The following is a 25,397-nucleotide window of genomic DNA, read 5'->3' as shown; positions in this document are numbered from 1 at the left end:
GTGTAGGGGCGAACGCGGCCCGGCAAGGTTTCCGTGAGGCCAAGGGCTGTCCCGCGATCCCCGGTGGATCGGCGCGCGGCGTCCGACGCGGGGGCGGCACCGCTGAAGACGCTCAGTGCCGCTCCCGCGTCGTGGAACCCGCCCGGGCACTTCGTGTACATCGCCTCCGACCCACCGAAGGATCCAGAGGGCACTCGTGAACATCCGTACGACTCACCGCGCCTTGCTGAGCCGTCTGCTGCCCGACGACGAACCGGACGACCTTGCAGTACGTCAGGGGCAATTCCACCTCGTGGTCATGGGCTCAGACCGCGTCGTCTGCCTGCCCCGCACCCGGGCGGCGGCCGCCCGGCTGCCCCGGCGGGTGGCCGCACTGCACGCACTCGCCGGCCTCGACCTCGGCTTCCGCACACCTGATCCGCTGCTCCAGGGCGGCGCCCACGGCACCGACGAGGCGCCGTTCCTGGTACTCAGCCGCATTCCCGGGGAACCGCTGGAGACCGACGCCCTCAACGATGCCGAAGTGGTCGACACCGTGGCGGCGCAGTACGCCACGCTGCTGTCCGCTCTGGCCCGTGCCGGCGTAGAAGAGACGGTACAAGCAGCGCTGCCCCGGGCAGCGGAAGGCCAGTGGCGGCGGTTCACGGAGGACGTGCGCGCGGAGCTGTTCCCGCTCATGCCCGACAGCGGACGCTTACGGGCCGAGCGGGAACTCGCAGCACTCGACAGCCTTCCCCACCTCACCCGAGCAGTGGTCCATGGCGACCTCGGCGCCGAGAACGTCCTCTGGGAGTGGACGCACGGCCTGCCGCACCTCTCCGGAGTACTCGACTGGGACGACGTCACACTCAGCGACCCGGCCGAGGATCTCGCAGCCATCAGCGCCGGCTATGGCCCTGAGCTCCTGGAGCGGGTACTCGCCCTGGGCAACTGGTCAGACCAGGGGCTCCTCGCCCGCATCGCCGCGATCCGCGGCACGTTCGCCCTGCAGCAAGCCCTCTACGGACTCCGCGACGGCGACGAAGAAGAACTCGCGGACGGCCTGGCCGACTACCGCTGAGGCACACCGGCACATCCACGGCATCGAGCACCTCACAGCAACAACGACCCGGTGAACCCGTGCGGCCACAGCAGTACGACCGGCCCCCGTGCCAGGCGACGCCATCGGCATGCGACAGGTACGTGAGGTTCTTGAAGTTTCCGTTCACCGGCTCGGCGACGGCCGCTCCGAGCATGAGCCGTAGAGGCCCTGTCCTCCCGAAGCTGCCGCGAAGTGACAAGTAGCTCTCTGTGATCAGAGTGACGCTCGGTCAGAGGGTGCGAGGCGGGGCCCGGGGACGTCGTCGGCCCGAAGGGCAGCGAAGTCGGCGTGCGCCTGGGCGACGGCTTCGGGGTATGCCTCGCGTTTGGCGTGCTCGGCGAGGGCCCGGTAGACGCTGGCCACTGAGGGGTTGTGGCCCTTGCGCTTGCCGGTGGGGATGATCAGGTCAGGCTGGATCTGCTCGACGGACTCGCCGCCCGCGCGGCGCCGCAGGACAGTGTGGAGCATGTCGTCGGTGATGACCGGGGGTCGACCGCCGTGTTTGCCCTTGCGGGCCGCCGTGTCGAGCCCCTCCAGCGTGGACTCCCGGATGTTCTCCCGCTCGGTCTCCGCCATCGCGGCGAAGAACGCGAACAGCAGCTTCCCCGGCCCGGTCGGGTCGTAGATGCCGGGCAAGGGCCCGGCGAGCATCTCCAGGACCAGGCCGTGGGCGGTGAGGTGGTCGGCGAGCGCGGTGAGCTCGGCGGCGTCGCGGCCGAGGCGCTTCATCTCGTACACGGTGAAGATGACCCGGCAGTGCGGGGCGTGCGCCTTGACCTCCCGCGCGGTCCTCAGCGCCTCCTCGAACTTCGGGCGGACCCGCACCCGGGTACTGATCTTCTCGCTGAAGATCTTGTCCCTCGGGACGCCGTGTCCCGCGAGCGCGTCGAGCTGGGAGTCGAGTTCCTGCCCGAGCGTCGAGCACCGTGCGTACCCGATGCGGATGTCCGCGCTCGGCAGGTCCGGATCGATCGGCGTCGGCGGCGGGGTGCCCGGCCGCCACGGCCGGCCCGGGCCGCGGTCGGCCGGGGTCGGCACGCGCAGCGCCTTCTTCAGCCGGGGCACCATCGTGAAGCGGCGGGTGTGGTAGGCGGAGGCAACCGCGCCGCCGCGCGAGCGGCACGGCGAGCCGGGCTGCGTGTCACACTTCGGACAGGCGTGCTGTTCGACGTCGTCGGCATCCGACCGGTCGGTCTGCGAGGGCTGCTGAGGGTCCGTCATGGGCCCGGATTCTCGCACAATGCAAGTCTCAGAAGGGGCTCCGCCCCACTTTTGAGTGAGAACGGGTTCTGCGAACGAATCCAGGGCCGACGGGGGTCCGGCGGCCCGCGATTGACCTTGCTCGCGCAAAGGGTCGTTTATGAGAACCGGATAACGTGGTTGCAGACTTGGACACCGGCACTGCGGTACGGATGCGACGACCTGAGTGCCGCGGGTGGACCGCGTGCGTGGGTCTGAAGCCGGACTGCGGATAGGTATTCCAGCCCTGTCGGGATGCCCAGGAGAGTGCTGTTAGCGATCGTGACCTGTCAGAGGCCGTACGGGGGCAGTGTGAAGGTGTCGGCTGGCGGTACGAGGAAGCGGTTGAGCGCTTTGGCGATGCGGGGCCGGGAGGCGGCGTATAGGACGGTGCTGAGGCCCCGGATGCCGGCCCGGGTGCGGGGTGAGGCGATGCGAGGAACGCCGGGCGGCAGGTGCTGGGCGCGGGTGATGTAGGGGCGGAGGATGTGCTCGTAGCGGGCGAACGCGTTGCCGTGATGCGCGTGGTGGGCGAGTTCGCCGGCCAGGACGTAGGCGCCTGTGAGGGCGAGGCTGGTGCCCATGCCGCTGAGGGGCGAGGCGCAGTACGCGGCGTCGCCGACGACAGCGATCCGCCCCCGGGACCAGGAAGGCATGCGGACCTGGATGACGGAGTCGAGGAAGAAGTCGTCGGCGGTGTCCATGGCGGTGAGGATGCGTGGGATCTCCCAGCTCGCGCCGGTGAACAGGCGGCGCAGGAGTTGCTTCTGTGCGTCGGGTGCCAGGCGTTCGTCTCCGCGGGGCGGGGAGAGGTAGGACAGGGAGGCGCGGGTGGTGCCCCGGTTGTCGGGGCGCAGGGTCGCCGTGCGTCCATGGGTGGCGTTGTGCCAGCGGGCCCAGGTGCCGTCCGAGGGCTCGCGGGGAATGGTGAAGTACGCGGTCGTCAGGCCCACGGGGCGGATGTCGGTGGTGTCGCCGAAGATCAGGTCGCGGGTGCGGGAGCGGGCTCCGTCGGCGGCGATGACGAGGTCGAATGCACGGTCCGGCCCGTTGCGGAAGGTGACGTCGACCTTCTTTCCTGTGTCGGACAGCTGTGTGATCTCGTCCCCGAACAGGTACTCGGTGTGTGGGTGGGTGGCCTCGTAGAGGATGCGCGAGAGGTCGGCGCGCAGGATCTCCAGGTCGGCGATCGGTCCCTGGCCGCCGAAGGCGCCGCTGGTGAAGGCGGCTCTGGTGCGGTTCGCCGCGTCGACGAAGCGGATGCCTTCTTCGCGGGTGGCGTGGGCCCGGAGGGTGTGTTCCAGGCCCATCCTGCGGGCGACGTCCCGTCCGGCACCGCGCAGGTCCACGGTCTGTCCGCCCTCCCGCGGGGCGGGGGCCCGCTCGACGAGGGTGGCCTGCATTCCGTGCCGGTCGAGCCAGTGGGCCAGGGCCGGACCGGCGATACCGGCTCCCGCGATCAGCACATTCCGGTGCGTCATGGCGCTCCCTTCCGTTTTCCTCGGCTTCTCCCGCCTCGGGCGGCGGCCCCGGTGCGCTCCCGGCCGGGGCCGCTTGTCGTGCACGGCCCCGGCCGGGGCTCAGATGGCGAGGTGCTGCTTGGTGCCGGAGTCGTCGGCAGTGGTCTCGGGGGTGATGCCGTGCTGCTCGTCTTCGGGGCGGCCCTTCTTGGGCAGCAGGAAGGTGATCGCGAAGAAGACCACCAGCAGGCATGCCTGGACGATCAGCGCGCGGTGGAAGCCGCCGGTGAAGTCACCGGTCTTGGCCTGGGCGAAGAACACCGAGCCGAAGACCGCGACGCCGATGGAGCCGCCGACCGCCTGGACCGCCGACAGGACCCCGGAGGCGGATCCGATCTCGTCGTCGTCAACCGCGGCCAGGATGAAGCTGAACAGGGCGGCGATCACCATGCCGGCGCCGATGCCCGCCACTGTCGTGCCCGGGACGATGTCCCAGATCGAGAACGAGGCGGAGTCGAGGCCGTCGAGCTCGAACCACAGCACGGCGGCGCCGGCCAGCTGGACCAGCGGTCCGATCTGGAGCACCTTGCGGCCGATCCTGTCGGCGAGGAACGCGCCGCTGATGGCGCCGCCGATCGCGGTTCCCACCGCGAGGGGCAGGTTGCCAAGGCCCGCGTCACCGGCGGTGAAGTGCTGGCCGATCTGGAGGAACAGGGTCAGGACGAGCTGGGTGCCGATGAGTCCGCCGAAGAACAGGGCGATGCCGCCGAGCCCGACGGTGAAGGCGGGCTTGCGCAGCAGGCCGGGGGTCACCAGCGGCTCGCGGCCCGCGGCGGCCGTGCGGCGCTGCTGGAGGGCGAAGAGGGCGAACCCGATCGCGGAGGCGGCCATGGACAGCCACGTCCACAGCGGCCAGCCGCTCTCCTGGCCCTGGTTGAGCGGCAGCACCAGCAGAGCGCAGGACGCCACGACCAGGGCGGCGCCGGTCATATCGACCCGGACCGTGCGGTCGCCAGCCTTCTTGGGCACGAATTTCGCGGCGACGATCAGTGCCGCGATGCCGATGGGCAGGTTGATCAGGAAGACCGAGCGCCAGCCCAGGCCGAAGAAGTCGCCCTCGATGAGGAAACCGCCCAGGACCGGGCCGATGATGCCGCCCAGACCGAGGACGGGGCCGAAGATCGCGAAGACCTTGGTGAGCTCGGGGCCGGAGAAGTTCTCCCGCAGCAGACCCAGGCCCTGGGGCAGCAGCATCGCTCCGGCGGTGCCCTGCAGCAGGCGGAAGGCGATCAGCGACTCGATGTTCGGCGCGATCGCGCACAACAGCGAGGCCGCGGTGAAGGCCGCGAGTCCGATCAGGAACATCCGGCGCCGGCCGTAACGGTCACCGAGCCGCCCGCCGAGCACCAGACCGGCGCCCAGGGTGAGGGCGTAGCCGCCGATCACCCACTGCAGTCCGACCGAGCCGGCGCCGAGAGATCTCTCCAGGTCCGGTCCGGCGACGTTGACGATCGAGGCGTCCAGGAGGTCCATGATCTCCGCGACGATCATCACCGCCAGGATCAGCCACCGCCACCGGTAGGGCTCGGTCGTCTCCTCGCGGGTGGGGGACGGGTCACGCATTCCAGATACCTCCATGGTGAAGTAATTCCACCATGAAGGTAAAGTGGTGGCGGTAGGTTGTCAAAGCGGATGACCGTGCGGACCGTGTGACAGGAGAGAAGGGCGGAGGCGTGGAGGAAGCAGTGCGTGACGGGGTCGCTCAGCAGCGTGAGCGGCTGATGGAGTCGCTGAGGATCTACGGCGGCCACTACTCCGAGCTCAGCCGGCGCTTCGCCGCCTGGCTGGGCCTGCACTCCACGGACGCGACCGCGGTCCTGGAGATCGCCGCCGCCGAGGAACGCGGCACCCCCCTGTCACCGGCGCGGCTGAGCGAACGGATCTCCCTGTCCACCGGCGCCACCACCGCGCTGCTGAACCGCCTCGAAGCGGCCGGGCACATCACCCGCGCCCGCGAGCACTCCGACCGGCGCATCGTCACGTTGCACAGCGGCGAGCACATCCAGGAAAGGGCGGACGAGTTCTTCGGCCCGCTCGCCCACCGCCTCGACGCCGCGATGTCGCCCTACCCGCCCCAGTTCCTGGAACAGGTCGAAGCGTTCATGGCCGACCTGAACGCCACCATGGACAGCCACCTCACGGAACAGAACGCAGTGGCACCGCGCTCCCTCCACACTCCCTGATGGACGAACTCCCTGACCGGCTCGCTCCCAGCCGGCTTCGCCGCACCAGCTCACCCTCTTCGCCCGCGCCCCGCCCTACGCACCCGAGGAGCAGCCACCTTCGCGACGGGGCTGACCGGGGCTACTCCTCCTCGTCACCGTCCTCGGGCGCGTCCGGATCACGGAAGGGACGCAGGCCCTGGCCGGGACCGCTGGCAGTGATGTTGAACAGATAGCGGCCCAGGAACCCGCTTCGGCGCCGTCCGGCTGCTCGTCAGGCCGGGGACGTGGCCGGCTCGCCGCTGCGCGGGCCGGGCACCGAAGCCGCCACGGCGGCGACGAGGTCCAGGTGGGAATTCATGTCCAGCTCGAACCGGCCGTACGGGTTCACGTGCGTCCAAAACAGCGGGGACAGGGCCCGCCGGTCGGCGTCGGTGAGCTTCTTCTGCCATTTCTCCTCGGCGAGGATGTCCTGGAGGAGCAGGGTGTTGACGTGCACCAGCGCGGACTAGAGCAGGTGCAGCGCGAGCATCGAGACCTCCTGGGACTCCTTGTCGGAGCCGGTCAGATCACCGTCCTTGCCGTAGAACAGGTCGTGGTTGGCGGAGTTCCAGTTCTCCACGACCTGGAGTCCGTCGTTGATCTCGCGGCGCAGGTCGGCGTCGGCGAGGTAGTCACAGATGAACGCCGTACGTGCCGCCCGGCCGAGTTCCTCGATCGCCCGGTAGGTGGGGTGCTTGGGGCCTCCGCGGGTGAAGCGCCGCAGGACCTGCTCGGCCTCGGCGGTGCCCAGCCGCAGGGCGGTGGTGTACTTCACGATCTGGTCGTACTGCTGGGCGATCAGGTCCCAGTCGATCGTCTTGGTCGACAGCACCGGCGCCAGATGCGGCCAGGTGTCGTCCTCCCCAGCCGCCGGCCGGTACAACCGCGCCGAGCCGACGTTCTTCAACCTGGGGAGCAGGTTGAAGCCGAGCATGTGGGCGAAGGCGAACCCGACGATCGAGGCCCCGTGGGTGTCGGTGTACTGGCGGTCGATCTCCACGTCCGTGCAGTGCCGCAGCACGCCCTCGATCATCGCCGCGACCTCGGAGGCCGAGCAGGACTTGAGCTGGGAGTAGACGCACAGCGACTTCCGCTCGACGTGCCAGTAGATCATCACGCCGGGCCCGCGGTAGCGCTGGTGCCACTCGGTCATGAAGTTCGAGGACCAGGACCCGAACTTCTTCGAATCGCTCGCGCAGGCGGTGCCCTCGCCCCACCACGCCTGATCGCGGGCGGCGAAGGTGGCGTTGACCAGGCGGACCAGGGCGGCGCGCAGGTTGGTGCGGTTGACGAACAGGTGCCGCACCCGGCGCAGGACGGCCTCGCTCTCGCCGTGCTTGCCGGTGACCGCGACCCGCTTGATGCCCATGTTCGTGCCCAGCGCGAACAGCACGAGCAGCAGCCGGCGCCGCAGCACCGCCTTCGGGACCGCCTCCCTCGTAGCCACAGAGGCGAACTCGGACGTGAACCCGGTGGCAAACTCGGCCTCCGGCCTTGGGGCACAGCGGTACAGCGGTTAACGCTAAGCCGGTGATCATGGGGTCGATGCGGGTCGTGGGCGGGGCTACCGCAGCTCGGCGTTCGGGTGGGCTTGGGCCTGGAGTCGTTCGCAGAGGTCGATCTCCTCGGGGGTCAGCGGGTCCTCGGGCCGGCGGATGTGTACGGGCTTGGGCCGCAGCGGCAGGCCGTCGTCGGCCGCGGCTTCCTCGGCTTCCGCGAGCGCCCGATACAGCGAGGCGACCGACGGGGATTTGCCCGCGTTCTTCCCGGTCTTGATGGTCAGCTTCTTCGCGATCTCGGGGACGAGGAAGCCCTTGTCCTTGAGCGCGACGGCGAAGGTGAGCATGTCATCGTCGATGACCTTGGGGCGTCCGCCGTGGTTGCCCTTGGACGCGGCGATAACCTGGCCTTCGAGGGTCTTCTCCCGGATGTAGTTGCGCTCGATCTGCCCGGCCACGGCGAGGACGGCGAAGAACATGGCGCCCATGCCGTTGGGGTCGTAGATGCCGGTGAGCGGGCCGGTGAGGAGTTCGAGCTGGATGCCGCCGGCCTGGAGCTCGGCGGACAGCGTCATCAGTTCGGCCGCGTTCCTGGCGAGGCGCTTGAGCTCGTGGACGGTGAGGATGACGGGCGTCTCGGGGGCGGCCTCCTTGAACTGGTGGGCCAGGGCGAGCGCCTTCTCCAGTTCGGGCCGGATCTTGACCCGGGTGCTGATCTGCTCCTGGAAGACCTTGTGGCACTCGGCCCGGTGGAGGGCTTCGAGCTGGCTCGCCAGTTCCTGCCGGGCGGTCGAGGTTCTGGCGTACCCGATGCGGACCGGGCGTTCGGTGCGGGGGCCGGGCACGGCGGCGAGCGCCGGGCCCTGCTTCCAAGCGCGGCCGGGGTGGCGGTCGGCGGGGACGAGGACTTCGAGTTCCTCGCGGAGTGCGGGGACGAGGACGAAGCGGGGGGTGTGGTACTTCGCGGCGGTCTTCCCGCCGCGGGTGCGGCAGGCGGAGCCGGCGGGCGCGTCACAGTTCGGGCAGTTGTGACGTTCTACCGCCAATGCGGCCCGATCGGGCGTGAGATCCATCCGGGAAGCCTCTCAGAACTACCTCGCACAACATGCGGGTTTCGAGAGGACTTTTGCGAACGGCGACCTGCGGAAACGTGATCACTCCGGAGGCTCTCGCAGAACTCTCACAGATGAACGTTTGTGAGAGACGTATCCGTTCGGGGCCTGCCACTGCCGTCGCCGGATCGCTTACTCGGCCCGCACACCCCCGGCTGGCGGGACGTCCCGGGCGGGAGGCGTGAACTTGCAGACGTGTCGATCCCCCGGGGGTGGGACAGCACTTCAAGCCGGAACGCTGTCGGCCGAGCCGTTCCCGCTTCCCAACCTGCAAGCCGATGGCCGTTGAAACATCGATTTACAGGCTCATTCTGTATTAAGACAAGCGTTCACTCGCTTCGTCGGCTCATCTTTTCACCCAGGATGGCCGGGTCAGCAACGGCTTGAGGAAGGGTGTTTCGGCATGGCGGATTGGGTGAAGGTCGCAGGGGCTCTCACGGCCATCTCGGCGGGCTCCAGGACGACGGTGTGGGGGGTGAACGCAGCCAGCTCGATCTACCGGTACACCAACTACGACGCCAACCCCTGGCTCCACATCCCGGGAGGCCTCAGCGACATCGGGGCGGCCTCCGACGGCACGACCTGGGGAGTCAACGGCGGCAACCAGATCTACCGGTACGTCGGCGACAGCGACGGCGCGAACCCCTGGAAGGGCATCACCGGCAGCCTGGTCCGCATCGACGCGGGCTCGCGGACGAACGTGTGGGGAGTGGACTCCGCAGGCGCCATCTTCCGGTACACGAACCACGACGCCAACCCGTGGCTCAAGATCACCGGGTCCCTGAGCGACATCGGCGCGGCCGCCGACGGCACCGTGTGGGGCGTCAACGGCGGCAACCAGGTCTTCCGCTACACCGGGGACCAGGACAGCGCGAATCCGTGGACGCACGTCAACGGCAGCCTCAAGCGCATCGCGGTCGGCTCCCGGACGAACGTGTGGGGCGTCGACCCCGCCGGCAGCATCTACAAGTACACCAACAACGACGCCAGCGGCACCAACCCGTGGATCAAGATCCCCGGCACGGCCATCGACATCGCCGCCGGCGCTGATGGCACCGTGTGGCACATCAACAGCGGCGCCGAAATCTACCGGTACACCGGCGACCAGCCGAGCTGATTGCCGCCCCGGCCCGGCACCCCACCCTGACAGCGGTCCGGGCCCGGCGGGAGACGCCAAGAGGGCTTTTACTCCTCGTCGTCCTCGTCGAGCCCGAGCCCGGCCGCGTCCGGGTCGCGCAGCGGGCGCAGGGCGCCGGCGGCCGGGACGCTGGCGGTGAAGCTGTAGCGGCCGAGCACGTTGAGGTTGCGGTGCTTGAGCGGGGAGAGCCGGGCGATGTCCTCGTCCCGCAGCTCGTGGCCCTTCGCGCGGAGCTGGGCGACGGCGGCGTCGATGTACTTCGTCGTCCAGAGCACGATCGCGTTGAGGACCAGGCCGAGCGCGCCGAGCTGGTCCTCCATACCGTCCCGGTACGCCTGATGGATGGTGCCGCGCTTGCCGTGGCACACGTCGCGGGCCAGCTTGTGCCGGGACTCCTGCACGGTGAGCTGCCGGTTCATCTGCCGGCGGTAGGTGTCGTCGACCGGGTCGACCATCCGCATCAGGTGCTCGGTCTTGGCGATCCGCCCGTACTCGGCGAACGCCTGCCCCAGCGGCGTGGGGTGGCCCTCACGGCCGAACATCCGCAGCAGGTCGTACGCCCTGACCTGGTTGGTGACCAGGGAGCCCGCGACCCGGAGCATGTCCGGCCACCACGTCTCGATCTTCTTCAGATTCACGCGGTTGCGGGCGAGCGGCTCCAGCACCCCGTACGTGCCCGTCTCCACCCCGGGCATCGTCGCCCGCCAGAACCGCTGGTCGTCCAGGTCCTTGAAGCGGGGACTGAAGTTGTAGCCCAGGATCCTGAAGATCCCGAACACGATGTCGCTGTAGCTCGCGTTGTCGGTGGCCACCATCTCCGGCTTCACCCCGCCGTCCAGGTTCAGCAGCGCGTCCAGGATGTGCAGGGAGTCGCGCGGCGTGCCGGGGACGACCATCTGCCCGATCCCGGCGACCTGGTCGTTGACAGCGTTGAGCCAGGTGATGCCGCGCTTGAACCCGAAGTACTTCGGGGAGGGCGCCGCGCTGATCGTGCGGACCGGGACGACGAACCGCAGCCCGTCGACCGAGGCCAGCAGCCCGTCGCCCCAGAACTGCACAATCGGCACCTCGGACTGGGCCGCGATCAGAGCCGCGTTCGCCGCGGCGATCGTGTCGGCGCGCAGGTAGAACTGGTCGACGTGGACCAGGCGGGAGCGGGTCAGGGCCTCGTGGCCGGAGTTGGTGACCGGGGTCATGCCGATGTTGCACGCCTCGCTCACCAGCAGCGCGACCACCGACGTGGTCAGGTCCTTCATGCGGGTGGTGCCGTCCCCGAGATGGACGAAGGCGTCGAGGAACCCGGTCCAGGAGTGGACCTCGAACAGCAGGTCCGGCAGGTCGATCTTCGGAAGCATTTTCTCGACCCGCTTGCGCAGCCAGGCCAGCGACTTCGGCTCGCCGAGCGCCCCGAGCTTCTCCACGTTCAGCTTCACCCGGCCGTTCGGCAGGACGTCGAGCGACACCTTCGCGTCCTTGCCCGCCGACTCCAGGCGCTCGGCCATCTGCTTCCACCCGGCGTCCAGCGCCCGCACCAGCTCCGCCAGGTGCTCGGTGACGGGCATGTCCAGGCTCAGCCCGGCCAGCACGTCCTCGCACACCGCGTCCCACGCCGCGCCGTCCAGGAGCCGGGCGCGCGGATCGGACCACCGGTGCGAAGGGGAGGCGAACACGTTGCGGTTGTTCAGGGCCCGGTGCAGCTGCTCCAGCACGCACACCACGTACGCGTCCCGGTCCACCGACCCCTGCGGCAACTCGGCGTTCGCGTAGACCGCCTTGCGCCACGCGGCCGGCACCAACTTCTCGTCCACCTCGCGCGGCAACAGCGGCTTGTCCTTCACCCGCCGCCGCGCCAGCGCGGGCAGCCGCTTCACCCCGGCCAGCACCCGCGCGCCGCCGGTCGACGCTGCCAGCGCCTTCGACTCGCCCAGCAGCGCCAGGAACGGCCGCACCGTGTTGTACCGGGTGGTCAGCGCCGCCCGCATCGCGACGTCGGCGGAGTCCTCGTCCTCGGGCACCAGGGACACCACCAGCGCGGCCGCGGTCATCACCGTCTCCCGCGGGGCGACCTCCTCGACCGCCGCCCACAGCGCCGCCGCGTCCAGGTCGGCACCGTGCGTCTCCACCAGCTCCAGCTCCTCGAACAGCACCTTCGCCGCCCGCGCGAGCGTCCTCGACGCCTTCTCCAGCTGCGGCAGCGTCGACAGGCGCTCCTTCTCCGTCGCCCGCCTCGCGGTGCTGATCAGCCTCGTGGCCATCAGCACCTGGAACAGGTCCAGGGCCTCGTCGATGGCCTTCGCCTCCAGGTGCCGCATCACCGCGGTGAGCATCGCGGTGCGCTTGGGCTCCTCGGCCCGCTCCAGGCTCGCCGCCTTCGAGCCCAGCCCGTACCGGGCCAGCGCGGCCAGCCGGTTCGGCGGGACCTGCGAGAGCCACACCCGGCCCAGACCGAACGCGCCGATCTCATCGACCCGCTCCAGCGACGGCCTCGGGGAACATCGGTACAGCGGTTATCGGTGAGAACGATCTTGTTCAGGGCGTGAGGGCGCTGACCCAGTTCTCGTACTCGCGGCGGGCCTTGCGCTGGGCCGGAACCGCCGGGGCGCCGTGGCCGCCGTCGAGGGGCTGGCAGCGATCGAGGAGCTGGCGGTGGACCACGGGGGCGGCGCTGACGCGCAGGGTGTAGCCCGGCCCTCGGGGAGTATCCGAACGGAAATTAGCGGTAGCCGCTGACCCGGATCATGGTCCGGTCGAGATGAGGGCGCTGACGCGGTTCTCGTACTCGCGGCGGGCCTTGCGCTGCGCCGGGACAGTCGGGGTGCCCTGACCGCCGTCGAGAGGCTGGCAGCGGGCGAGGAGCTGGCGGTGGACGGCCCGGGTGGTGCTGACGCGCAGGGTGTAGCCCTGGCCGCGCCGTACGGTAACGCCCTGGTCGAGCGCGGCCCGCTCGGCGGGCTCCAACTCTGCGGCGCGGAGGAAGTCGGCGACCTTGCCCGGCATGTCGAGGGTGACCGGCAGCTCTGGGGCCGGGACGTCCTCCTGGCCCTCGACGGTGTGCTCGGGAAGAAGGTCGGCGAGGGCGGTACGGATGGCGCCGCGACTGACGTCGCAGTCGCGCGCGAGGGCGGCGATGGAGCGGCCTTCCAGGTACGCGGTGCGGACGGCGTCGGTCCTGTCGGCCGCCACGGCGGGGCGGCGCCCACCCTTGCTGCCCCTGGCCTCGGCGGCCCGCAGCCCGTCGTAGGTCAGCTCGCGTTGGAGGTCGCGTTGGAGTTCGCCGGCGGCGGCGAGGGTCTGCACCATGAACTTCACGGTGGACAGCAGCTCGCCGGTGCGCGGGTGGCGGGCGGTGAGATCCATCGCGGAGAACGCGCCGTCGTGGATGCGCAGCGCGAGGCGGTCGCGGTGGAGGACGTCGAGCACGTCGAGGATGTGGCCGGTGCCGCGCACGAGGCGGAACATCTCGGAGATGTGCACGGTGTCGCCCGGCCGTGCGTACGTGAGCAGTTCGCGAAACTTCGGGCGCTGGAGCGGGTGGAGGCGGCTGGAGGTGCCGGGGTCCTCCTCGAAAACGACCGGGTCCTCGATCCCGGCCTCGTCGAGGACGAGGTCCTGGCGGGCGGTCGACTGCTGGTCGGTCGAGACTCGCTTGTAGACCAGGTTCGCCACTCGTGGGCCCCTTACGTATGGAGGATTGGACCCTATCTGTCGTCAAACCCTGTCAGCAATCACCATCGGATCCGATTGGATTCGGGCCGCCACGAACCCCTGGATTGCACGGGTTCATTGGACGCGTCGGCCGCCTGTCGTCAAACGATCGTTTGACGACAGACAGGCAGGGCGTGATCCGACCGCCTGGGGCTGTAGGGACGCTACGCGGGGCCCGGAGGCAGGTGGACGGTCATGATCAGGTGGCAGGTCTGGGTGCCCGCGCCGCGGTAGGTGTGGGTGGTGTCGGCGTCGAAGGTAGCGGTCTGTCCGGCGGTGACGGGGTATTCGGTGCCGTCGACGATGAGGACCATCGCACCTGTGGTGACGCTGACGGTCTCGGTCACGCCGGTCTGGTGGGGGTGGCTGGGGTATTCCTCGCCGGGCTCCAGGGTCCAGCGCCAGACTTCGGTGGCTGCTGGCCCGCTGGTGGTCAGCATGAGCCGGGCCTCGCTGCCGTGCTCGCCCTTCCACAGGGGCATGACGGTATCGGCGTCCACCACCCGCACGCGTTGTTCGGGACGACCTTCGGTCAGGGCGGAGACGGAGGCGCCGAGGGTGTCGGCGAGGCGGACCAGGGTGGCGAAGTTCGGGTTGCCCTGCGCCTTCTCCAGAGCGACGAGGGCGCCCTTGCTGACCTTGGCGCGGCGGCCGAGTTCGTCCAGGGACAGTCCGGCGCGGATGCGGGCCGCGCGGACATTGTGCGCCAGTGTCCGCAGCGCCGCCTCGGTCTCGGCCATCGCTATCACCCCTCCAAGTGGGTAGTTCACTGCACTGTTCCATGCGGTCATTCGGTTGACGATTTTCGGTCGGTGCGTTGTACGGTGGAGTCGTTCCATTGATAGTAAGGGATGTACCACCTGTGATCGCTCTGCTGCTGGCCCTGGGCAGTTCCCTGGCGTATGGATGTGCCGACTTCCTCGGCGGCCTTGGTGCCCGTAAGGCCCACGTCCTGCGTACCGTGATGGTCGCCGCCCCGGCCTCGCTCACCGTCGAGCTGCTGCTGTGGCCCTTCCTCGGCGCTTCCTTCGCTCCGGCCACTCTCGCGTGGGGCGCTGCCTCCGGCGTCGCGTCGGCCGCCGCGTTCGCCCTGCTCTACAAGACCCTGGCGATCGGGCCGATGAACGTGCTCTCCCCGATCACCGCGCTCATCTCGGCGATGCTGCCGGTGGGCGTCGGTCTGGTGCAGGGTGAGCACCTGGGCCTGGCCGGGCTGATCGGCCTGCCTCTGGCGCTGGCGGCGGTGGTGCTGGTCAGCGCCGGGCACGGCGCGAAGTCGGCCCGCCCCTCGCGTACCGCGCTGCTGCTGGCTTTCGGCGCCGGCGCCGCGATCGCCTTGCAGCTGGTCTTCCTGCACCAGGCACCCTCCGACAGCGGCGTCGGCCCGCTGATCGTCGGCCGCGCCGTCTCCTCCGCCGTCACCCTGGCCGCCGCCGGAGTGATGTTCCGCCGCCTGGGCGCGGAGAAGCCCGCCTACGGGATCTCGGCTGCGGCCGGTGTGCTGGACTCGGTGGCCAACCTGCTGTTCCTGCTCGCCGCCCGCAGCGGCGACCTGGCCGTCGTCGCTGTGATCACCGCCCTGTATCCAGCAGGCACCGTCCTGCTCGCCCGCAGCGTCCTTTCCGAGCGCATCCACCGCGGCCAGCTGATCGGGCTGGGCGCCGCCGCCGTCGCCGTCAGCCTCCTCGCTCTCACCTGACCCCGCACCCCCGTACCTCTGAAAGGAGCCCGGCGATGTTCATCCAGCCCTGGGACGCCGCCCTGGACGACGCCGAATGGCAGACCTGGATCGCGGACGGCCACGACTTCGGCATCCTCAGCGTCAACGGCCTGCTCGGACACGCACCGATCACCGTGCCCACCCACTTCACCGTCGACGGCACCGCCCTGCTGATCCACCTCGCCCGCCCCAACCCCGTCTGGAAGACGATCGAGGTCGACCCGAACGTCGCCTTCACCGTCACCGGTGACTACGCCTTCATTCCCGGACCCTGGCGCGCCAAGCCCGACGTCCCGCCCAACGATGGCGTCCCTACCAGCTACTACGCCGCCGTCCAGTTCACCTGCCAGGCCACCATCGTCGACGAACCCGAGGCCAAGGTCGAACTGCTGCGCCGCCAGATGGCCCACTTCCAGCCCGACGGCGACCACGCCCCCATCGAAATAGACCAGCCCCCCTACGGGCGGATGCTGCCCGGCATCCGCGGCCTGCGCCTCGACGTCACCGAGGTCCGCGCCAAGTTCAAGTACGACGACCACAAACCCGCCGAACAGCGCACCGACACCGCCCGTCGGCTCACCGAACGCGGCACCGCCCTGGACGCACCCACCGCGGCCCAGCAGCTCCGCCGCCTGGACCGCATCGGCACCTGGAAGCCCTGACCATCCCCCGGCCCGATCACCGAACGGAACTGCTCCCACGATGACCGCCTTCCGCATCAGCCCCGCCGTCGCCGACGCCTTCCCCGACACCCTCATCGCCGTCGTCACCGCCACCGGCCTGAACGCCCGCGAGTCCTGGCCCCACACCGCCGCCGCCGTGGAGGACTTGGAGCAGGATCTCGCCTCCGGCACCTGGTCCCCCGCCGACGAGAGCGACCCCCGCATCGAGGCGTGGCACACCGCCTACCGCTCCTTCGGCACCAACCCTCGCCGCATCCGGCCCAGCGTCGACGCCCTGGGCCGCCGCCTGGCGAAGAAGGGCACCCTGCCCCGGATCAACCCGGCCGTCGACTCCTACAACACCGTCTCCGTACGCCGCGGCCTGCCCGCCGGCGCCTTCGACCTCGACCACGTCACCGGCGACGTCGAGATCCGCTACGCCGAAGGCACCGAGACCTTCACCCCGCTCGGCGAACCCGACACCACCGAAAGCCCCAAGCCCGGCGAGATCATCTACACCGACACAACCGACGTCCTCACCCGGCACTGGAACCACCGCGACGCCCACCGCACCCGCGTCACCGAAGACTCCACCCACGTCGCCTTCGTCCTCGAAACCCTCCACGCCAGCCGCGACGGCCACCTCCTGACCACCGCCGCCGACGAACTGCAGGTCCTGCTCACCGAACACTCCGCCCAGAGCACCGTCCACTACCTCAGCCCCGCACACCCGCAGGTCACACTCTGACACCACGCCCCCGGCATCCCAGTGGCAGCGCGGGCTGAACAGCACCTCGCTCGGGCCTCGGTGCTCACTCCTGGCCACCGCCGTCATCGTCCTCGTCCAGCTCCAGCGCGTCCGGGTCGCGCAGCGGGCGCAGGGCGCCGGAGGCAGGGACCTGGGCGGTGAAGCTGTAGCGGCCGAGCAGGTTCAGGTTGCGGTGCTTGAGCGGGGACAGGCGGGCGATGTCCTCGTCCCGCAGTTCATGGCCCTCGGCGCGGAGCTGGGCGACGGCCGCGTCGATGTACTTCGTCGTCCAGAGCACGATGGCGTTGAGGACCAGGCCGAGCGCGCCGAGCTGGTCCTCCATCCCGTCCCGGTACGCCTGGTGGATGGTGCCGCGCTTGCCGTGGCACACGTCCCGGGCGAGTTTGTGGCGGGACTCCTGCACGGTGAGCTGCCGGTTCATCTGCCGGCGGTAGGTGTCGTCCACCGGGTCGACCACGCGCAGCAGGTGCTCGGTCTTGGCGATCCGCCCGTACTCGGCGAACGCCGCCCCGAGCGGAGTCGGCCGCCCGTCGCGCCCGAACATGCGCAGCAGGTCGTAGGCGCGGACCTGGTTGGTGACCAGGGAACCGGCGACCTTCAGCATGTCCGGCCAGTGCGTGATCACCTTGTTCAGGTTCACCCGGTTGCGGGCCAGGTCCTCCACCGCGCCGTACGTGCCGGTCTCGACGCCGGGCATCGTGGCCCGCCAGAACCGCTGGTCGTCCAGGTCGCGGAACCGCGGGCTGAAGTTGTAGCCGAGGATCTTGAACAGGCCGAACACCATGTCGGAATACGAGGCGTTGTCGGTCGCCACCATCTCCGGCTTCACCCCGCCGTCCAGGTTCAGCAGCGCGTCCAGGATGTGCAGGGAGTCGCGCGGGGTGCCGGGCACGACCATCTGCCCGATGCCCGCGACCTGATCGTTGACCGCGTTGAGCCAGGTGATGCCCCGCTTGAACCCGAAGTACTTCGGCGACGGGGCGGCGTTGATGGTGCGCACCGGCACCTGGAAGCGCAGCCCGTCCACCGAGGCCAGCAGTCCCTCGCCCCAGTAGCGCACGATCGGGATGCCGGCCTGAGCGGTGATCAGCCGCGCGTTCGCGGCGGCGATGGTGTCGGTGCGCAGGTAGTACTGGTCGACGTGCACGAGCCGGGCCCGGGTCAGGGCCTCGTAGCCGGGGTTGACCACCGGGGCCAGGCCGATGTTGCACGCCTCGGACACCAGCAGCGCGACCACCGAGGTGGGCAGGTCCTTCATCCGGGTGGTGCCGTCGCCGAGGTGGACGAAGGCGTCGAGGAACCCGGTCCAGGCGTTCACCTCGAACAGCAGGTCCGGCAGGTCGATCTTCGGGAGCATCTTCTCGACCCGCTGCCGCAGCCAGGTCAGGGACTTCGGCTCACCGAGCGCGCCGAGCTTGTCGACGTTCAGCTTCACCCGCCCGTCGTCCTGCACCTCGATGGAGACCTTCGCCGCCGGCCCCGCCTCCTGAAGACGTTCGGCGAGCTGCTTCCATCCGGCGTCCAGGCCCCGCACCAGCTCCGCCAGATGCTCGGTGACGGGCATGTCCAGGCTCAGGGCCGCCAGGACGTCCTCCTCGACCGCGTCCCAGTCGGGCCCGTCCAGCAGGCGGGCCCGGGGGTTGGACCAGCGGTGCGAGGGCGAGGCGAACACGTCGCGGTTGTTCAGAGCCCGGTGCAGCTGCTCCAGCACGCACACCACGTACGCGTCCCGGTCCACCGCGCCCTGCGGCAGGTCGGGGTTGGCGTACACCGCCTTGCGCCACGCCGGCGGCACCAGCTTGTCGTCCACCTCGCGCGGCAGCAGCGGCTTGATACCCACCTTCCGCCGGGCCAGCGCCGGAAGACCGCGCACCCCGGCCAGGACCCGCTTCCCGGCACTCGCCGCGTCCAGGGCCTTCGACTCGCCCAGCAGCGCGAGGAACGGGCGCACTGTGGCGTACCGGTTCGCGAGCGCGGCCCGCATGGCGACCTCGGCCGAGTTCTCGTCCTCGGGCACCAGGGTCACCACGGTGGCCGCCGCGCTCATCACGGCGGCGCGCGGGGCGACCTCCTCCACCGCCGCCCACAGCGCGGCCACGTCCAGGTCCGCCTGGTGCTCCTCGACCAGCTCCAGCTCCTCGAACAGCACCTTCGCCGCCCGCGCGAGCACCCGTGACGCCTTCTCCAGCTGCGGCAGCGTCGACAGCCGCTCCTTCTCCGTCTTGCGCTTCGCCGAGTTCAGCAGCCGCGTGGCCATCAGCACCTGGAACAGGTCCAGGGCCTCGTCGATCGCCTTCGCCTCCAGGTGCCGCATCACCGCGGTAAGCATCGCCGTGCGCTTCGGCTCCGCCGCCCGCTCCAGCAGCGGCGCCTTCGACCCCAGCGCGTACCGGGCCAAAGCGGCCATCCGGTTCGGCGGGATCTGCGACAGCCTCAACCTGCCGAGCCGGTACGCGCCGATCTCGTCCACCCGCTCCAGCGCGCGGGCGAACGCCGTGCCCGTCGTCCGCGTCGGTGGCCGGCGCAGCCGCTCCAGCTCCGAGAACCGCGAGCCCTCCGGCGTCTTCAGCGTCGCCACCAGATCGCCGGGAAGCGCAGGGTCGGCGCGGCGGGCAGCGCCCGCGACCGTGGCGTGCAGACGCTTCTCCGCGACCTGCCGCGCCTCCGACACCTGCCGGGCCAGCACGGACACCCCGGGCAGCAGGACCCGGTGACGGCGCAGCCAGCCCACCGCATGGTCGAACAGCGCCTTCGGGCCCTCTGCGTGCGTCCACACCCGCCCGTGCAGGAACGTACGGAACCGACGGCCCCACTCGGCGTCCTCGTAGGGGTGGTAGCCGTAGGCGTCCCGGATCTCCCACGCGTGGTCGTACAGCGTCTGACGCCGCTCCGTGTACCGCTTCACGCACGAGGGGTCCTCGATGCCGAGCTGCACGGCCAGGTGCTCGACCACCGGCCACGGCACCGCGAGCGGATCCTCCAGGAACAGGCCGACGTACCGCACCGTGCACATCTGGAGCGCGAACCCAAGCCGGTGATGCTCCGTCCGCCGCAGGGCGATCAGGTCGCGGTCGACGTCGTCCAGGAAGAAGAACCGCTCCAGCTCGGGCCTCGTCGGCTCCTCGGCGAACGTCCCGTACGCCTCGGCCTGCTCATCGCTCAGAAATTCCACTGGCACGAGCCGGACCGTAGCCAGCCCCGGACCAGGCCCGGAGGTGTATCGCCGAACCCCAGCGGCGAAGTGGATCACTGTGCTAGACGGTCATGATCATTCTCATCGATAACCGCTGTACCGATGTTCCCCGAGGCCGAGCGACCGCGCGAACGCCGTCCCCGTCGTCCCCGTCGTCCGCGTCGGCGGCCGGCGCAGCCGCTCCAGCTCCGAGAACCGGGCACCCTCCGGTGTCACCAGGGTGGCCACCAGGTCCCCAGGCAGCGCCGCGTCCGCCCGGTGCGCGGCCCTGGCGACCGTGGCGTGCAGCCGCTTCTCCGCGACCGCCCGCACCTCCGACACCTTCCGGGCCAGCACGCTCACCCCCGGCAGCAGCACCCGGTGCCGGCGCAGCCAGCCCACCGCCTGGTTGAACAGGGCCACCGGCCCCTCGGCGTGCGTCCAGGCACGCCCGTGCAGGAACGTACGGAACTTCCGCCCCCACTCCGCATCGTCGTACTCGTGATACTCGTACGCGTCCCGGATCTCCCACGCGTGCTCGTACGCCGTCGGCTTGCGCTCGGTGTACTGCTTCACGCAGCTGACGTCCTCGATGCCGAGTTGCTCCCCGAGGTACTCCACCACCGCCCACGGAACGTCCCACGGGTCGTCCGGGAGGAACCGGCCGATGTAGCGCACAGTGCACATCTGAAGGGCGAACCCGAGCCGGTTGTGATCACCGCGCCGCTTCGAGACCAGCTTGCGGTCCTCGTCATCGAGGAAGAAGAACCGCTCCAGCTCCGGCCGGGTCGGCTCCTCGTTGAACTTCCCATACGAAGCCGCCTGCTCATCGGTCAAGAACTCCACTGGCATGGACCTGACGCTAACGACGCCCGCAGCCGCTCAATGATCTTCCGCCGAACCCCGGTGCCAGACCGATCACCTGTGCTAGAAGCCCATGATCACCGGCTTAGCGTTAACCGCTGTACCGCTGTGCCCCAAGGCCGGCCTCCTTGAGGATGTCGATCAGGTCGATGGTGCCCCACCTGCGTTCGATCTCCGCCTTCAGCGCGACGAGGTTCTCCGGCTCTGCCTGCTTGCCCAGCGGCGAGACCTTGATCCACGGCTCGCCGTGCTTGCGGACGATGTCCACGCCGCCCGTGGTACCCAGCTCCAGCGCGGTGTCGAGCCGGGTCAGGGCCTCCCGCAGCCGCTTCTGAAGGGCCCCGATGAAGGACCCAGGGTCCTGCGGCTGGCGGATCGCGTCGTAGTGGACATCGCGGTTGTCCTCGAAGTCGGGGGGCAGGTCGTCCTCGGGGTTCTGCCACCGGCCCGCGCCCGGGACCCAGATCTCCCGGCGTCGCAGCGCGTCCCGCAGGCTGACCAGCACGCACAGCTCGTACGGGATGCGCTCGACGCGGCCGCGCTCGTCCACCACCGCCTTGCGCCACTCCTCGCGCACCACCCCGGCCAGCGGGATCTTCTCCGACTCGTCGAAGAACGCGCCCTCCTTGGCAATGGGCTGGTCCAGGTACCGCTTCAGCAGGTCGATGGCGTCCATCACCGGCCGGTAGGCGGTGTTGTTGCACTTCAGCTCCAGCGCCCCCAGCAGTGGGGAGAGCATCCGCCGCCAGTGCCCCGAGTACGACGACCGCAGCACCGTGCGTACCCGGGCCCGGTAGCGGGCCTCGTTCGCCGCGGCCTCCGCCGCCAGGGCCTTCAGCGTGGACTCCCCGGCCACCGGGAAGATCACCTTGCGGACCGTGCCGCCCGGCTCCGCGACCGCGGCCTCCGCCAGTCGCAGCAGGATCCCCTCCTTGCCGCGGACCCGCTTGAGGTCCTTGGTGAACTCGCCCTCGACCTTCTTTTCCGCCCGCGTGTTGATCCGCTGCACCAGCTGGATGAACAGCTCCACCAGCGAGTCGGTGATCTCCGTCTGCCGCACATGGCACAGCGCGGCCAGCAGCGTGTAGCGCACCGGCCCGGCTGCCGCCCGCAGGTCCGAGGGGTACTCCTTCGACGCCCGCGCCCGCCACGCCGCCACCAGCTTCTCCGACACGTCCCCGAACAGCTCCGGCGCCAGCTCCAGCGCACGCACCCGCTGGAGCTTGTTCACCTCCGCCAGCAGACTGTCCAGCCCCAGCGCGCCCGGGTCCGCCTTCAGCTCGGAGAAGAATGACACCCCGCCGCCCGCCGACTCCTCCCCGCCGGCATCCTCGGCCACCAGGTCGTCCAGCCGGGACCGGGTCGCCGCCGACAGCCGGCCCACCGTGGCCGTACAGAACCGCTCCTCGAAGGTGGTCACCGCCGACCCCACCAGGCGGGCAATGCGTCCCGGCGTCGGCGGCTCCATCCGATCCCCCCGGCAGCGCACGACCACGGCCTCCGCCAGCCGGTCCCGGTTCAGCTCCACCCCGCACAGCTCCGCCGCCAGCCACTCGGCGAGCTGGACCTGGTCCTCCGCGGTGCACTCCCGGAACCCGAACGCGCCCCGGATCTCCACCCGGTGCCGCTTGATCGCCCGCCCCGACCAGTCGTACGCGGCCCACTCCTCGGCCGGCACCTTCACCTGCTGGGCCACGTACGACACCGCGGGCACCGGGATCTCCCCGGCATCCTCTGGGAACCGGGCCTCCACCTCGAAGAACTTCAGCAACAACGCAAACCCCAGCCGGTTCGCCCCCGACTTGTTCCGCAGCCGCTCCTGGTCTTCCTCCAGCAGGGTCCAGACCTCGATCAAGTCTTCCGGCTCCCAGTCCTGCCGCACCCGCGCTCCCTCCGGTCATCGTGACCGGACCAACCTCACGGAACCGCCCCCTCGGCTACCCCAGAAGATCGAAAACCCGGACAAGCACACCCCCGCTTTGCTACAGAGCGCTACTTGTCACTTCGCGGCAGCTTCGGAAGGACAGGGCCGTAGAGGGCGCCTGCCGCGCTCGAACGTGAGTTTCACCGGGGCAGGTTACTGACACGAAGGCGCCGTTCACGCGAGAGGAGGGCGGAGCGGGCAGACACCGCCGCGAGCCGGGGTCGGCGCTCCTGGTGGAGGAGCGGGGCCAGATGGTCGTGCTGCCCGGGTGCGGTGCCCGACGGTCGGGGTCCGTGGCGGTGGTCGCGGATGGTGAAGCCCCGGGGCGGGTGTCCTGCCGGAGGGCGGCCCGGCCGGACTTCATCAGGGGGCCGCCCCGGGGCCCTTCCTCCGCTTACCCGCCCCCGGAAGGTCTAGACCTTATTTCTGTCGGGCCCGGCCCGGCCCCGCGGGGCGTCAGGGGCCGGACGGTTTCAGACGCCGTCGTCCTTTCTGTCCGAGCGGGGGTCGGCGGGGCCGGTGTCGCCCATAGACCTTCGGTCCTCGTCGGTCCACTTGCGGGTGTCGCGGGGGGCGACGTACGGCTCCTCCGTGTGCGGGTGTCCGCCGACGACCGCCCGTTCCCGGGCCATTTCCGCGTCGAACTCCAATCCGAGCAGGATCGCCAGGTTCGTGATCCACAGCCAGACCAGGAAGATGATCACGCCTGCCAGAGCGCCGTAGGTCTTGTTGTAGGAACCGAAGTTGGCGACGTAGAAGGCGAAGGCGGCGGAGGCCGCCATCCAGATCAGCAGTGCCAGCAGGCTGCCCAGGGAGACGAAGGTGAAGCCCCGGCCCTTGGCGTTCGGCGCCGCCCAGTACAGAAGCGCCAGCATGATGGTCACCAGTACCACCAGGACGGGCCATTTGGCGATCGACCAGACGGTCATGGCCGTGTCGCCGACGCCCAGGGCGGTGCCGATCTGGCGGGCGATGCCCCCCGACAGTACGACGATCAGCGCGCTGGCACAGGCCAGCACCATCAGTGCCAGCGTCAGGCCGACCCGGACCGGGAGCACCTTCCAGGCCGGACGCCCTTCGGGTACGTCGTACACGGCGTTCGACGTCCGGATGAACGCGGCCACGTAGCCGGACGCGGACCACAACGCGGCCAGCAGGCCCACGACGGCCATGACCCAGCCGGTTCCGCTGCTGGACTGCAGTTGGGTCACGGCATTGGTGAGGACGTCACGGGCGGCGCCCGGGGCGAGCTTCTGCATGTTGTCCAGAACGGTCCGGGTGGTCCCCTCGCCCGCGATGCCGAGGAGGGAGACCAGGACCAGCAGGGCCGGGAACAGAGCCAGGATGCCGTAGTACGTCAGCGCCGCGGCCCGGTCGGTCAGTTCGTCCCGCTTGAACTCGCTCATCGTGCGTTTCAGCACCGCGCCCCACGACGCCTTGCCGAGCTTCGCGGGCGATTCGGGCGGGTCGGAGTCCGCCCGCGCGGACGGGCCGGCGCCCTGCCGGTTCCCCTCCGGGCCCGGGCCTTCCTGACCATGCTGTTCGTTCACCATGCGCATCACACCACCTCAACGGTGTACCACCGGCGACCGCGCGGCCGCTTCGTGCCGCCGGGCGGACGAGACGACCGTCGGCCGGGGCCGGGGCCGGGGAGCGGGGGGCCGCCGGGCCGGGCGCCGGGCGCTCTGCCGCGGCGGACCGGTCCGTGGGGCGGCCGAGTCAGTTTCCGGTCTGCCGGGCGGCGTCCTGGCCGACCTCGCGCAGCCCCGTTCCCGCTTCCCGGCCCGCGTCCTGTGCCTTCTGTTTGGTGTTCCGTGCCGCGTCCTGCGCCGTGTCCTTCACCGCGTCCACGGCTTCCGCGGCAGGCCCGCGCATGTCCTCCTTGACGTCCTGGGCGGTCTGCTTCACGGGTTCGAGGAGTTCGTCGGAGTGTTCGCGCAGCCGTGCGCCGACGCGTTCCTCGGCGTCCGTGGTCGGGAGCAACGCGGCCGCGAGCATGCCGGCGCCGAAGGCGATGACGCCCGCCGCGACGGGGCTGCCCTGCGTCCGGCTCGTGACCCGGTCGGGAGCCCGGCGTACGGATCGGCCCACCTGGTCGGCGGTGTGCCTGACCGCGTCCCCCGCCTGTTCGGCCGTATCCGCGACACTTTGCCTGCCCGAAGCCGTGGTGTCGCCCGCCGTGCCCATCACCCGCTCCTTCACGCGGGTGACCCGCCGCTGCGCGGCATCCGCCTTGCGCCGGGCCGCCTTGCCCGGGGCGACCTTGTCCGCGAGGCGGTCCACGTTGCGGGCGAGGTGGGCCCGGGTGTCTTCCACGTCGGACTTCAGCTCGTCGGGTTGCGTGCCCATTGCGCGTCCTCCTTCAGCGTTTCCACAGTGCGTTCCGGCTTGGCGCTGACCGTCTTGAGGCGTTTACGGCCGACCACGAAGAGAACGGCCGCCAGGAGCGCCCAGAAGCCGGTCACGATGAGCGCGGCCCATGCCGGATCGACCACGTGCGCGAGACCGAACACGGCCGCCAGGCTGCCCATCAGCAGCACCAGGTGACCGGCGTACCCGGAACCGGCGAGCATGCCCGCCGCCTTGCCCGCTCGGGTCGCGCTCTCCTTGACCTCGGCCTTGGCCAGTTCGACCTCCTGGCGCACCAACTGCGTCAGGTCCTCGCTGATTTCCCCGACCAGCTCCCCGACGGAAGGATCCGGCGACGGCGCCCGAGTGGACCCGGCGGCCGGGGCGTGCGGCTGACCGGTGGTGTGTGCCGACAATGATGTGGCCACGGCTGGCTCCT

18 protein-coding genes and 3 pseudogenes are annotated in these 25,397 nt (G+C 70.2%); 6 read left to right on the top strand and 15 right to left on the bottom strand.

From position 1 onward, the window contains the following. Window positions 1-196: 196 nt before the first annotated feature. A complete protein-coding gene (gene vph, locus AMK24_RS08780) occupies window positions 197-1,060 on the top strand; it encodes a viomycin phosphotransferase (RefSeq protein ID WP_073766824.1) in 864 nt (287 codons plus the stop codon). A gap of 234 nt (window positions 1,061-1,294) precedes the next feature. Here vph and AMK24_RS08775 read toward each other — a convergent pair whose 3' ends face one another. The 3 genes from AMK24_RS08775 to AMK24_RS08765 all read right to left on the bottom strand — a co-directional run bounded on the left by AMK24_RS08775 (window position 1,295) and on the right by AMK24_RS08765 (window position 5,403). Beyond that, window positions 1,295-2,302, bottom strand: coding sequence for a recombinase family protein (locus tag AMK24_RS08775; protein WP_043257923.1), 1,008 nt, complete (start codon window positions 2,300-2,302; stop codon window positions 1,295-1,297). Window positions 2,303-2,610: 308 nt separating this feature from the next. Beyond that, a complete protein-coding gene (locus tag AMK24_RS08770; protein WP_073766822.1) occupies window positions 2,611-3,801 on the bottom strand; it encodes an FAD-dependent monooxygenase in 1,191 nt (396 codons plus the stop codon). Window positions 3,802-3,900: 99 nt separating this feature from the next. Beyond that, window positions 3,901-5,403, bottom strand: a complete 1,503-nt coding sequence (locus tag AMK24_RS08765) for an MFS transporter (protein WP_073766820.1) — start codon at window positions 5,401-5,403, stop codon at window positions 3,901-3,903. A gap of 110 nt (window positions 5,404-5,513) precedes the next feature. On the opposite strand from AMK24_RS08765, the gene AMK24_RS08760 reads away from it, so the two are divergent. After that, entirely contained in the window at window positions 5,514-6,023 is a 510-nt protein-coding gene (locus AMK24_RS08760) for a MarR family winged helix-turn-helix transcriptional regulator (protein ID WP_073766818.1), read from the top strand. A 253-nt stretch (window positions 6,024-6,276) separates the two neighbouring features. Here AMK24_RS08760 and AMK24_RS32590 read toward each other — a convergent pair. Next, a pseudogene (locus tag AMK24_RS32590) lies at window positions 6,277-7,557 on the bottom strand (transposase). Between the two features lie 51 nt (window positions 7,558-7,608). Further along, a complete protein-coding gene (locus AMK24_RS08750) occupies window positions 7,609-8,616 on the bottom strand; it encodes a recombinase family protein (RefSeq protein ID WP_073766816.1) in 1,008 nt (335 codons plus the stop codon). A 442-nt stretch (window positions 8,617-9,058) separates the two neighbouring features. Here AMK24_RS08750 and AMK24_RS08745 point away from each other — a divergent pair, with 442 nt between their 5' ends. After that, entirely contained in the window at window positions 9,059-9,772 is a 714-nt protein-coding gene (locus AMK24_RS08745) for a tectonin domain-containing protein (protein WP_073766814.1), read from the top strand. 68 nt (window positions 9,773-9,840) lie between these two features. On the opposite strand, the pseudogene AMK24_RS08740 reads toward AMK24_RS08745, so the two are convergent. The 4 genes and pseudogenes from AMK24_RS08740 to AMK24_RS08730 form a co-directional block, all read right to left on the bottom strand. Then, window positions 9,841-12,273: pseudogene (locus AMK24_RS08740) on the bottom strand (Tn3 family transposase); the annotation flags it as partial. A 49-nt stretch (window positions 12,274-12,322) separates the two neighbouring features. Continuing rightward, complete coding sequence (locus AMK24_RS35140; RefSeq protein WP_274535066.1) at window positions 12,323-12,448, bottom strand: hypothetical protein; 126 nt, start codon at window positions 12,446-12,448, stop codon at window positions 12,323-12,325. 81 nt (window positions 12,449-12,529) lie between these two features. After that, window positions 12,530-13,459, bottom strand: coding sequence for a recombinase family protein (locus AMK24_RS08735; RefSeq protein ID WP_073766812.1), 930 nt, complete (start codon window positions 13,457-13,459; stop codon window positions 12,530-12,532). Between the two features lie 203 nt (window positions 13,460-13,662). After that, complete coding sequence (locus AMK24_RS08730) at window positions 13,663-14,238, bottom strand: helix-turn-helix domain-containing protein (RefSeq protein WP_199876402.1); 576 nt, start codon at window positions 14,236-14,238, stop codon at window positions 13,663-13,665. A 122-nt stretch (window positions 14,239-14,360) separates the two neighbouring features. Here AMK24_RS08730 and AMK24_RS08725 point away from each other — a divergent pair, with 122 nt between their 5' ends. From AMK24_RS08725 to AMK24_RS08715, 3 genes are read left to right on the top strand one after another with little or no spacing between them, the layout of a single operon-like run. Next, window positions 14,361-15,197 carry a DMT family transporter gene (locus AMK24_RS08725; protein ID WP_073766810.1) on the top strand — a complete coding sequence of 279 codons (837 nt, stop codon included), beginning with the start codon at window positions 14,361-14,363 and terminating at the stop codon, window positions 15,195-15,197. A 35-nt stretch (window positions 15,198-15,232) separates the two neighbouring features. Beyond that, window positions 15,233-15,880: an FMN-binding negative transcriptional regulator gene (locus tag AMK24_RS08720; protein ID WP_073766808.1), complete on the top strand. Its 648-nt coding sequence runs from the start codon at window positions 15,233-15,235 to the stop codon at window positions 15,878-15,880. Between the two features lie 40 nt (window positions 15,881-15,920). After that, entirely contained in the window at window positions 15,921-16,628 is a 708-nt protein-coding gene (locus AMK24_RS08715) for a B3/B4 domain-containing protein (protein WP_073766806.1), read from the top strand. 64 nt (window positions 16,629-16,692) lie between these two features. Here AMK24_RS08715 and AMK24_RS08710 read toward each other — a convergent pair whose 3' ends face one another. The 6 genes and pseudogenes from AMK24_RS08710 to AMK24_RS08685 all read right to left on the bottom strand — a co-directional run bounded on the left by AMK24_RS08710 (window position 16,693) and on the right by AMK24_RS08685 (window position 25,386). Further along, window positions 16,693-19,827, bottom strand: coding sequence for a Tn3 family transposase (locus AMK24_RS08710; RefSeq protein ID WP_073766804.1), 3,135 nt, complete (start codon window positions 19,825-19,827; stop codon window positions 16,693-16,695). Between the two features lie 132 nt (window positions 19,828-19,959). Continuing rightward, window positions 19,960-20,673 (bottom strand): annotated as a pseudogene (locus AMK24_RS08705) (DUF4158 domain-containing protein); the annotation flags it as partial. A 103-nt stretch (window positions 20,674-20,776) separates the two neighbouring features. Then, window positions 20,777-22,567: a DUF4158 domain-containing protein gene (locus AMK24_RS08700; RefSeq protein ID WP_107427371.1), complete on the bottom strand. Its 1,791-nt coding sequence runs from the start codon at window positions 22,565-22,567 to the stop codon at window positions 20,777-20,779. A 515-nt stretch (window positions 22,568-23,082) separates the two neighbouring features. Further along, the gene (locus tag AMK24_RS08695; protein ID WP_199876401.1) at window positions 23,083-24,162 is read right to left on the bottom strand and encodes a YihY/virulence factor BrkB family protein; all 1,080 of its coding nucleotides are present in this window, start codon (window positions 24,160-24,162) and stop codon (window positions 23,083-23,085) included. A gap of 166 nt (window positions 24,163-24,328) precedes the next feature. Then, on the bottom strand, window positions 24,329-24,958 hold the full coding sequence (locus AMK24_RS08690; RefSeq protein WP_073766800.1) for a DUF3618 domain-containing protein: 630 nt from the start codon (window positions 24,956-24,958) through the stop codon (window positions 24,329-24,331). Further along, complete coding sequence (locus AMK24_RS08685) at window positions 24,934-25,386, bottom strand: phage holin family protein (RefSeq protein ID WP_073766798.1); 453 nt, start codon at window positions 25,384-25,386, stop codon at window positions 24,934-24,936. Before AMK24_RS08685 ends, AMK24_RS08690 begins: the two co-directional genes overlap by 25 nt. Window positions 25,387-25,397: the final 11 nt, after the last annotated feature.

Origin of the sequence: Streptomyces sp. CB02366 (assembly GCF_001905905.1) — a bacterium.
Classification (GTDB): Bacteria; Actinomycetota; Actinomycetes; order Streptomycetales; family Streptomycetaceae; genus Streptomyces.
This window is presented reverse-complemented; position numbering and strand designations above follow the sequence as displayed.